Origin of the sequence: Streptomyces sp. NPDC058470 (assembly GCF_042721055.1) — a bacterium.
In the GTDB taxonomy this organism is placed as follows: domain Bacteria; phylum Actinomycetota; class Actinomycetes; order Streptomycetales; family Streptomycetaceae; genus Streptomyces.
In genome coordinates this window covers 95,422-106,004 of sequence record NZ_JBHXMF010000033.1, presented here as the reverse complement: position 1 = coordinate 106,004, position 10,583 = coordinate 95,422, and the positions used below count along the sequence as shown (strand labels likewise).

Annotated in this window: 6 protein-coding genes; 1 reads left to right on the top strand and 5 read right to left on the bottom strand. The window is 69.8% G+C overall.

What is annotated here, in order from left to right; translation table 11 throughout:
• A partial coding sequence (locus ACFWP7_RS24215; RefSeq protein ID WP_384384471.1) for a maltotransferase domain-containing protein occupies positions 1-1,150 on the bottom strand: 1,150 nt, incomplete at its 3' end.
• Positions 1,151-1,345: 195 nt separating this feature from the next.
• Entirely contained in the window at positions 1,346-2,569 is a 1,224-nt protein-coding gene (locus ACFWP7_RS24210) for a S8 family peptidase (RefSeq protein WP_384384468.1), read from the bottom strand.
• Positions 2,570-2,954: 385 nt separating this feature from the next.
• Here ACFWP7_RS24210 and ACFWP7_RS24205 point away from each other — a divergent pair, with 385 nt between their 5' ends.
• Positions 2,955-5,579: a glycosyltransferase family 1 protein gene (locus ACFWP7_RS24205; protein WP_384384465.1), complete on the top strand. Its 2,625-nt coding sequence runs from the start codon at positions 2,955-2,957 to the stop codon at positions 5,577-5,579.
• 44 nt (positions 5,580-5,623) lie between these two features.
• On the opposite strand, the gene ACFWP7_RS24200 is transcribed toward ACFWP7_RS24205, so the two are convergent.
• The 3 genes from ACFWP7_RS24200 to ACFWP7_RS24190 all read right to left on the bottom strand — a co-directional run bounded on the left by ACFWP7_RS24200 (position 5,624) and on the right by ACFWP7_RS24190 (position 10,185).
• Positions 5,624-6,130 (bottom strand): DUF1990 family protein, encoded by a 507-nt coding sequence (locus tag ACFWP7_RS24200; protein ID WP_384384463.1) that lies wholly within the window; start codon positions 6,128-6,130, stop codon positions 5,624-5,626.
• A 62-nt stretch (positions 6,131-6,192) separates the two neighbouring features.
• Positions 6,193-7,854, bottom strand: coding sequence for a M4 family metallopeptidase (locus ACFWP7_RS24195; protein WP_384384461.1), 1,662 nt, complete (start codon positions 7,852-7,854; stop codon positions 6,193-6,195).
• A gap of 285 nt (positions 7,855-8,139) precedes the next feature.
• Complete coding sequence (locus ACFWP7_RS24190) at positions 8,140-10,185, bottom strand: M4 family metallopeptidase (protein ID WP_384384458.1); 2,046 nt, start codon at positions 10,183-10,185, stop codon at positions 8,140-8,142.
• Positions 10,186-10,583: the final 398 nt, after the last annotated feature.

Sequence of the window (10,583 nt, the reverse complement as noted above, 5' to 3'; positions counted from 1 at the left end):
AGTCGTCGATCGTGCCGAGGTCCGGGTGGACGGCGTCGTGCCCGCCCTCCGGGGAACCGATCGCCCAGGGCACGCCGACGTCCTCAGGCGTCGCGGACAGCGTGTTGTTGGGGCCCTTGCGGAAGGTGCCGCCGATGGGATGGATCGGCGGGAGGTAGACGACGTCGAAGCCCATCCTCGCGATGGCGGGCAGGCGTTCGGCGGCAGTACGGAACGTCCCGTGCGGTCGCTCGGGCGTGCCCTCGGAGCGCGGGAAGAACTCGTACCAGGAGCCGTACAGGGCCCGCTCGCGCTCCACCTTCAGGGGCAACGGCTCGGAGGACGTGACGAGTTCGCGCAACGGATGGCGGGCGAGGATCCGGTCCACCTCGGGGGTGAGGGCGGCCGCGAGGCGGGCCGAGGCGGGGCGTTCCACGTCGCGCAGTGCGGCGGCTGCCGTACGGAGGGTGTCCCGGCGTCCCTTGCTCTTCGGCACCCCGGTGGCCGCCCGCTCGTACAGCCGCGCGCCCTCCTCCAGGACCAGCTCGGTGTCGATACCGGCCGGGATCTTGATCCCCGCGTGCCGGCGCCAGGTGGAGATGGGGTCGCCCCACGCCTCCACCGCGTACGTCCAGTGGCCCTCTTTCCCGGCGGACACCGTCGCGCCCCAGCGGTCGGTGCCGGGGGCCAGCTCGCGCATCGGGGTCCAGGGTCCTGTGCGGCCCTCCGGGTCACGCAGGACGACGTTCGCGGCGACCGCGTCATGCCCCTCGCGGAAGACCGTGGCCGAGACCTCGAAGGCCTCACCGGCCACAGCCTTCGCGGGCCAACGGCCGTGGTCGACGATCGGGTGGACGTCGAGGAGGGGGATGCGGCCGATGGCCGTGGCGGTCGCGGTGATTCCGGCAGGTGGTGTGACGGACGTGGTGGAGGGGACCGAGGCGACGGCGGTCTCCGTGGTCCTGGCCGGTGCCACGGGCGCCGACGTCCCTTCCGTCTCCGGAGTCGCGGCGGCCCTGCTGCCCGTGCCGGTCCCGGTCTTCGTGCCGATCTCGGCCTCGGCCTCGGCGGAGGGTTTCTCCGGAGTGCGGTGACCGGCGTCGGCCTTGCCTATGGAGGGTGTGTCGGAGGTGCTCGTCGGGGGTGGCGACGTGCGGTGTGTGGCGGGCATGACCGCTCCTGTCCGCGTCAACGTGGGTGGGCGGATGAGGGTGTGGGGAGGTGAGGTCTGCGGGGTGTACCGGGGGAGCCTTCCCACCCTATTCGGGTGGGCAACCGGCACTTTGTTAACTACTCACGCGTATGTCTACACACAAGTCCGGCCTCGTCCGGAGAGGCCGAGGCCGGTGCCTGTTCCTGCAGCGTGCTAGGGGGTACCGACCTGGAGCAACCTGTTCGGAGAACCCGGACCCGCGCCCGAGATCTTCCCTGGAACCGCTTTTTTAACCAGGGCTTTGCCCACCTGGGCCGGGGTGGCCCTGACGTGGTCGGCCAGATAGAGCGCGGCAGCGCCCGCGACGTGCGGGCTCGCCATCGACGTACCCGAGAAGGTCGCCTTCCCCGTGTCACTCGCGTACGACGCCGAGGTGATCGCCACGCCCGGTGCGAACAGGTCGAGCGAGGCGCCGGTGTTCGAGAAGCTCGCCCGCGCGTCCGTCCGGTCGCCGGCGCCGACGGTGAGTGCCTGCTCGACCCGGGCGGGGGAGTACAGACCGGCCGGCAGCCCGTCGTTTCCGGCCGCGATCGCGTACGTCACTCCGGAGGCGATGGAGTTGCGTACGGCGGCATCGAGCTGCGCGTTGGCGTATCCGCCGAGGCTGAGGTTGGCGACCGCCGGCTTCTTCGCGTGTTTCGTCACCCAGTCGATACCCGCGATGACCTGCGCGGTGGTGCCCGAGCCGTTGTTGTCGAGGACGCGGACGGCGACGACCTTGGCCTTCTTGGCGACGCCGTACTCGGTGCCCGCGATGGTGCCGGCGACATGCGTGCCGTGTCCGTTGCCGTCCTTGGCGGTTCTGTCGTTTCCGACGAAGTCCCAGCCGTAGCTCGCCCGGCCGCCGAAGTCCTTGTGCGTGATCCGGATACCGGTGTCGATCACGTACGCCGTCACGCCCTTGCCCGCCGAATCGGGCCAGGTGTAGCCGCCGTCGAGCGGCAGGCTCGGCTGGTCGACGCGGTCGAGGCCCCAGGAGGGCGGTTTCGTCCGACCCTCGGCTGCCACCCTGGTGTCCTGCACGACCGAGGCCACGCGGGAGTCCGCCGCGAGCCGCCGGGCCTGCTTCTCGTTGGCCGCCACCGCGTAGCCGTTGAGGGCCGTGCCGTAGGTGTGGCTGATTCTCGCCCCGTATTTCTCGGCGATGCTCTTGCCCGTCGCGGACAGAGCGCTCGTTCCCCCCTCGATTCCGCCCGCGGGTCTTTCCTTGAGCGTCACTATGTAGCTTCCGCCGACGGAGCCGGGAACGCCGGCGCCGAGTATCTGCCCCTCCGGGGCGGCGTGCGCGGGCAGGGTGATGGCCGAAAGCACCGCGGCCGTCGCGACCGCGGTGAGACCTCCCGCCCGGCGCAGACGCCTGTCTCTCGTCTGTGCCATGACTTGGGTTCCCCTCCTTGACGGCGCACTCCGGCCGATGCCGGTCCGCCGTGGACCGAGGTCGGCGGGTACGCCACTTGGCAGCCTCTCGTGCGGTGTGAAGCGCCACAAGGCCACACAGGTGGGCGGAATCGGCCATACCGGCCATGAGGGACACGTGAAAGTTGCGGCGAATTTCCGCCGAAGTAACCAGGGGAGTGATCGCCGACGGCTCGGTCTGCGCGGACCTCGATGCGCCGTAGTTGCGGAGGCCCTCTCGCCGCTACCGTCGTGGGTGACGAAGGGCGCACAAGGACGTGCGTCCCCTATTGGCGCACGTCCTGGTTACCGTTCTCCTGCCGCTTCCGTCCTCCGTTACGTCCTTTGTGAAGTGAAGGTGGCATCAGTGAAGGCAATCCGTAGGTTCACCGTCCGCCCCGTACTCCCCGAAGCCCTTCACCCGCTCAGTGACCTGGCACGCAACCTGCGCTGGTCCTGGCATGCCGAGACCCGCGATCTCTTCCAGTCCGTCGACCCCGAGCGCTGGGCCGCCTCCGACGGTGACCCCGTACGCCTGCTCGGCAGTGTGCCGCCCGGACGTCTCGCGGAGCTCACCGAGGACCGGCGTTTTCTGCGCCGGCTCGCCGCGGCCTCCGACGATCTGCGCGACTACGTGACCGGCGATCGCTGGTACCAGACCCAGACGGTGACCCCCGAACTGCCCGCCGCCATCGCCTACTTCTCGCCCGAGTTCGGCATCACGGCCGCGCTGCCGCAGTACTCCGGCGGCCTCGGCATCCTCGCGGGCGATCACCTGAAAGCAGCCAGTGACCTGGGTGTTCCGCTGATCGGCGTGGGACTGCTCTATCGGCACGGCTACTTCCGGCAGTCCCTGTCCCGGGACGGCTGGCAGCAGGAGCACTATCCGGTCCTGGACCCGAACGAACTGCCCGTGGTGCCGCTGCGCGAGAGCGACGGCTCACCGGCCCAGGTCTCGCTGGCCCTGCCCGGCGGGCGCGCGCTGCGGGCCCGGGTCTGGCTGGCGCAGGTGGGCCGGGTGCCGCTGCTGCTGCTCGACTCCGACGTGGAGGAGAACGACCTCGGGGAACGCGGGGTGACCGACCGGCTGTACGGCGGCGGCAGCGAGCACCGGCTGCTCCAGGAGATGCTCCTGGGCATAGGAGGGGTGCGCGCGGTACGGACGTACTGTCGGCTGACCGGCCATGCGCGGCCCGAGGTGTTCCATACGAACGAGGGGCACGCGGGGTTCCTGGGTCTGGAGCGGATCGCCGAACTCGCCGACGAGGGGCTGGACTTCGAGGCGTCCCTGGAGGCGGTCAGGGCCGGCACGGTCTTCACCACCCACACCCCCGTGCCCGCCGGAATCGACCGCTTCGACCGGGAGCTGGTCGCCCGCCACTTCGGTCCGGACGCCGAACTCCCGGGCATCGACGTGGAACGCGTCCTGGCCCTGGGCATGGAGACCTATCCGGGCGGTGAGCCGAACCTCTTCAACATGGCGGTGATGGGGCTGCGTCTCGGCCAACGGGCCAATGGTGTCTCGCTGTTGCACGGTCACGTCAGCCGGGAGATGTTCTCGGGGCTGTGGCCGGGCTTCGACCCGGACGAGGTGCCGATCACCTCGGTGACCAACGGCGTGCACGCGCCGACCTGGGTGGCGCCTGAGGTCTTTCGGCTCGGGGCCCGGCAGATCGGCGCCCAGCGCGCCGAGGACGCGATGACGGTCGGCGGCTCGGAGCGCTGGGACGCGGTGGCCGACATCGCGGACCAGGAGATCTTCGATCTGCGGCGGGTCCTGCGGGAGCAGCTGGTGGTGGAGGTACGGGAGCGGCTGCACGCGTCCTGGCTGCAGCGCGGCGCCGGCAGTGCCGAACTGGGCTGGATCGACGGCGTGTTGGACCCCGACGTCCTCACCATCGGCTTCGCGCGGCGCGTCCCCTCGTACAAACGCCTCACCCTGATGCTGCGCGACCGCGACCGGCTGATGGACCTGCTGCTGCACCCCGAGCGGCCGATCCAGATCGTCATCGCGGGCAAGGCCCACCCCGCCGACGACGGCGGCAAGCGCCTGATCCAGGAGCTGGTCCGGTTCGCGGACGACCCGCGGGTTCGCCACCGCATCGTGTTCCTGCCCGACTACGGCATGGCGATGGCGCAGAAGCTGTACCCGGGCTGCGACATCTGGCTGAACAATCCGCTGCGTCCGCTGGAGGCGTGCGGGACGAGCGGAATGAAGGCCGCGCTCAACGGCTGCCTCAACCTGTCGGTCCTGGACGGCTGGTGGGACGAGTGGTTCCAGCCCGACTTCGGCTGGGCGATCCCGACGGCCGACGGTACGGCGACGGACGACGACCGCCGTGACGACCTGGAGGCGGCGGCGCTCTACGACCTGCTGGAGCAGCGCGTCACCCCGCGCTTCTACGAGCGCGGCCAGGGCGGACTGCCCGACCGCTGGATCGAGATGGTCCGCCAGACCCTGACCCACCTCGGCCCGAAGGTCCTGGCGGGCCGGATGGTCCGCGAGTACGTGGAGCGCCTGTACGCCCCCGCCGCCCGCGCCCACCGCTCCCTCACCCCGGACACCGCCCGCGAACTGGCCGCCTGGAAGTCCCGCGTCCGCTCGGCCTGGCCGCAGGTCACCGTCGACCACGTCGAGGCGGCCTCCGCCACGACCACCGCCGAACTCGGTACCACCCTCTCCCTCCACGTCCGCGTCGGCCTCGGCGACCTCACCCCCGACGACGTCGAGGTCCAGGCCGTCGCGGGCCGCGTCGACTCCGACGACCGCATCGCCGACGCGGTGTGCGTACCCCTCAAACCGACGGGCGGCCCGGACGGGGAAGGGCGCTGGTCGTACGAGGGGCCACTGTCCCTGGACCGGACAGGGCCCTTCGGCTACACGGTGCGGATCCTGCCCACGCATCGGCTTCTTGCCTCGGGCGCGGAGCTGGGGCTTGTGGCGGTTCCTTCGGAGGAGCTGGTGGAGGGGGCGGGGGTGTTGATGCGGTGAGCGGCTGATCCACGACACGAGGTGAGGTGCTCAGCGGGAGCGGGTCAGATCTGTTCGAACGGGGCGCACAGCCTCCGCAGCACCTTCCCGCACCGCTTGGCGTACGCGTGCTGGAAGCCTCGGGTCGCCGGGCCGCCGGCGCGGGCGTACCACTTGGCGGCGCGGCTGAAGGCGGTGATGGTGAGCCAGACGGTGCCGTCGCCGGTGCGGGTGATCTCGAAGGCTTCCTCGCCGGACTCCGGGTGGCCGGGGAGGGTGCCGTACGCCCAGGCAGTGCGGCGGTACTCCTCGACCGTCCAGACGACGCGGCAGGGGGCTTTGATCGGGCCGATGCCGACGATCACGTCGACTCCGGGGGCCGCCTTCGCCGCGTCGGAGGTGAGGGTGACGCCGCTCAGCTCCCGGTGCATCTCCCAGGTCATGAGGGCCTCGGACGCTCGGCGGAAGACGGCTTCGCCTTCGCCGATGCGTGTGCGGACGTGGAGGCGGTGAAAGCCCGGGGGGCAGCGGTCCTCGCGGGTCGCGCCCACGTCCTCGTACGTGTAGGGCATGGGGCACAGCGTAGGGCGGTACCCGGAGTTGCCTTCTCTCCGGGTACCGCCCGTCCGCTATGTCAGGCTACGTTGACCGCGGTCCACGCCGCCGCCACGGCCGCGTACTCCGTGCTCGTGGATCCGTACAGCGCCGACGCCGCGGACAGGGTCGCCGTGCGGGCGCCCGCGTAGGTGGTCGACGACGTCATGTACTGGGTCAGGGCCTTGTACCAGATCTGGTTGGCCTTGTCCCGGCCGATGCCGGTGATCGTGGAGCCGTTGTACGTCGGGGAGTTGTAGGACACCCCGTTGATCGTCTTGGCGCCACTGCCCTCCGAGAGGAGGTAGTAGAAGTGGTTCGCCGGGCCGGACGAGTAGTGGACGTCCAGGTTCTTCAGCGTCGACGACCAGTAGTTGGCAGACCCGCCGTCCTTGCTCGGCTGGTCCATGTAACGCAGCGGGGTGCCGTTGCCGTTGATGTTGATCTTCTCGCCGATGAGGTAGTCACCGACGTCGGAGGCGTTGGCCGTGGAGAACTCGACCGCGGTGCCGAAGATGTCGGAGGTGGCCTCGTTGAGGCCGCCGGACTCGCCGCTGTAGACGAGCTTCGCGGTGTTGGCGGTGACGCCGTGGGTCATCTCGTGGCCCGCCACGTCCAGCGAGGTCAGCGGCTTGATGTTGCCGGACCCGTCGCCGTACGTCATGCAGAAGCAGGAGTCGGACCAGAAGGCGTTGACGTACGCGTTGCCGTAGTGGACACGCGAGTAGGCGGCGACGCCGTTGTTCTTGATGCCGCTGCGGTTGAAGGTGTTCTTGTAGAAGTCCCAGGTCGCCTGCGCGCCGTACGCGGCGTCGACGGCCGCGGTCTGGTCGGTGGTCGAGCTGGAGGCCGCGCCGGTGCCCCAGGTGTCGTCCGCGTCGGTGAACAGGGTGCCGGTGCCCGAGCTGGTGGTGTGCGACAGGTTGTACGTCTTGTGGCTGCCGCGCGAGGTGTCGGTCAGTTGGTAGGTCGAACCCGACAGCGTGGTGCCGAGGGTGACCGTGCCCGAGTACAGGCTCTTGCCGGTGCCGGTCTCGATGCCCTGGTACTCGTAGAGCTTCGCGCCGGTGGCCGCGTCGGTGATGACGTGCAGCTCGTTCGGGGTGCCGTCCTCCTGGAGACCGCCGACGACCGTCTCGTACGCGAGGACGGGGGTGCCGTCCGCCGCCCAGATCACCTTGCGGGGCGCCTGGGAGGCCTCGGTCTTCTCCGAGCCGGCGGCCTTGGCGGCGGTCAGGGCCTGCGTCTCGGCCTTCGAGGAGGTGACGGCCGGCGTGAGGGAGGCCACCTTGATGGTCGCCTTCGTGGCCTTGGTGACACCCTCGGTCTTGCCGGACGCGCTCTCGTGGACGACCAGGTCGCCGCCGAGGACCGGGAGTCCGTCGTACGTGCGCTCGTAGCGCGTGTGGACCGTACCGTCCGCGTCCTGGCTGACGTCCCTGACGACCAGCTTCTCCTTGGCGCCGAGACCTATCTCGTCGGCGGTCTGCGGAGTCGCGGCCTGCGCCTCCTGGATGAGCGAGGTGCGTGCCGACGTGGACAGCTGGATCTGGGCGCCGGGGAGGGTCGGCTTGGCCGCGGGGGCCGCCGACGTGTCCGCGGAGGCACCGGTGGTCATACCGGTGGCGAGCAGGGCTCCGGCCGCGACAGCGGTGGCGATGGCCAGAGTGGTGCGCTTGTGACGCGCGTAGAGGGGGGTCACGCGAACTCCTTTGTGGGGCGACCGGACGGCATGGGGTGTCCGAACGGAAGGTGAAGTTGCGGTACGGGTGAGCCGTGCGGTGGAAGAGTGGCATCTAGGGCGCGTACATGTCAGGAGGTCTCTTGAATCTTGGCCGGAAAGCGTCCATTGGATGAAGATCACGGTGTGCGATGGGGGCCCGGTCTCCGTAAAGGAGACGTCAAAGCAAACTCCGGACCAGGCAAAAGAGGGCGCCGTCCCGGGGAGTTGAACCTCCGGGACGGCGCCCTGTCTGTGGCGGACCCGCTACGGGAACGTCAGTTTCCAGCTGTTGATGTAGCCGGTGTCGATGGCCGCGTTGTCCTGGACCCTCAACTGCCAAGTGCCGTTGGCGACTTCGGAGGACGCGTTCACCGTGTAGGTGGTGTTCAGGTTGTCCGTGCTGCCGCCGGTGCCGTACGCCTTGAGCGTGTACGCCGTTCCGTCGGGAGCGACCAACTGCACCTGGAGGTCACCTATGTAGGTGTGCACGATGTCGACGGCCACCGCGAGGTTCGCCGGCGCGTTGCCGGTACGCCCGGTGACGGAGATCGGCGAGTTGACGGCCGCTCCGTTGTCCGGAATCGATACGTCGGCCGTGTTCTCGAACGAGGTACCGCCACCGCCTCCGCCGGGCCGGGCACCGACCGCGACGCCCGCCCAGGCGTTCTGTACCGCCAGGTACTCGGCGCTCGTGGTGCCGTACAGCTCACCCGCCACCGCGAGCGTGCCGGTGCGCGCCGCCGCGTAGTTGGTGGTCGTCGTGAACTTCGTGGTGAGTGCCTTGAACCAGATCTGCTCCGCCTTCGCGCGGCCTATCCCGGTGACCGGGAGCCCGTCGGCGGTCGGTGAGTTGTACGAGACGCCGTTGATGACCTTGGCGCCGCTGCCCTCGCTCAGCAGGTAGAAGAAGTGGTTCGCCGGGCCCGAGGAGTAGTGGACGTCGATCGAACCGATCCCCGAGTACCAACTGTCCTTGGACGCGCCGTCCTTGCTCGGCTGGTCCTGGTAGCGCAGCGGGGTGCCGTTGCCGTTGATGTTGATCTCTTCGCCGATGAGGTAGTCACCGACGTCGGAGGAGTTGGCCGCGTAGAACTCGACCGCGCTGCCGAAGATGTCGGAGGTGGCCTCGTTCAGGCCGCCGGACTCGCCGCTGTAGACGAGGCCCGCCGTGTTCGCGGTGACACCGTGCGTCATCTCGTGGGCGGCCACGTCGATCGAGGTGAGCGGGTTGGCGTTGCTGGATCCGTCGCCGTACGTCATGCAGAAGCAGCTGTCGGACCAGAAGGCGTTGACGTAGTTGTTGCCGTAGTGGACCCGGGAGTACGCGCCCACCCCGTCACCCTTGATGCCGGTGCGGCCCTGCACGTTCTTGTAGTAGTCCCAGGTCAGCGCGGCGCCGTAGTGCGCGTCGGCGGCTGCCGACTCCAGGTTGGACGCGAGGCCGTTGCCCCAGATGTCGTCGGGGCCGGAGAAGAGCGTGCCGGTGCCGGAGGTGGCGCGGTTCAGGTTGTACGTCTTGTGGGCGCCGCGTGCCCCGTCGGTGAGGTTGTACGTCGTGCCGGACTGCGTGCTGCCGAGCGTGACCGTGCCGGAGTACACCGTGTTGCCGGTGCCGGTCTCGATGGCCTCCCACTCGTACAGCTTCGCGCCGGTGGTGGCGTCCGTGACGACGTGCAGCTCCTGCGGGGTGCCGTCGTGCTGGAAGCCGCCGATGACCGTCTCCCAGGCCACCGTGGGCGTGCCGTTCGCGGCCCAGACGACCTTGCGGGGTGCCCGGTTGACGTCGGGGCTCTTGGCCTTCTCCGCCTTGGCGGCCGCCAGTGCCTGCTTCTCCGCCTTGGCGGCGGGCAGCGCGGCGGTCGTCGTCGCCGGCTTGATCGCGGACCGGGTGGCCTTGGTGACGCCCTCGGTCGCGCCCGACTTGGCGGTGTCGACCACCAAGTCGCCGCCGAGGACGGGGAGTCCGTCGTACGTGCGCTCGTAGCGGGTGTGGACCGTGCCGTCCGCGTCCTTGACGACGTCACGGACGACGAGCTTCTCCTTGGCGCCGAGGCCCAGGTCGTCGGCGGTCTCCGCCTTGACCGCCTCGGCGTCGCGGATCAGCGCGGCGCGCTGCGCGGGGGTGAGTTTCACGCTGAGGGCGCCCGGGTTGACCTTGCCCGCGGCCGACGGTGCCTTCTCCGGGGCGGCGGTCGCGGCGCCCGACTGGACGGCCGTGGCGATCAGGGCGGCGACGCCCGCGAGGGCGACGGCTGCGGCTCGGCGCCGGGTGGTGCGGGAGGTGCGTCTGTGCGGGGAGCTGCTTCTCAACACTGACTCCTTCTGCGTGGCCGCGGGTCGCACGGCCAGGGGAGACCGGACGAACGGTGACCGTCCGGGCAGAACAGGGCGGTACGCGGAACCAGGTGCGGGTGCAGGTGCGGAGGTGCTGTGGCACGACACTGCGGTGTTGCCCGTGGTGCTGTGGGGTTGCTGTGAAGTAGCCGAGGGAAGAGTTGCAGGGGAATGCGCTGTCTGTCAGGACCGTGTCAATGAATTGGCTGGAAATGGTTCGTTGTCCGGATGGTCGTGTTCGGTATACGGAGCGTTGGTCGAGCCCGGCCGGCGCCGTCCCGGTCGCTCGAAAGCCGATCGGGAGTTCGGAAACCGGCCGGGAACCCGGAGCCCGGTCGGGAGTTCAGAGGTTGGCCGGGAACCCGGAGCCCGGT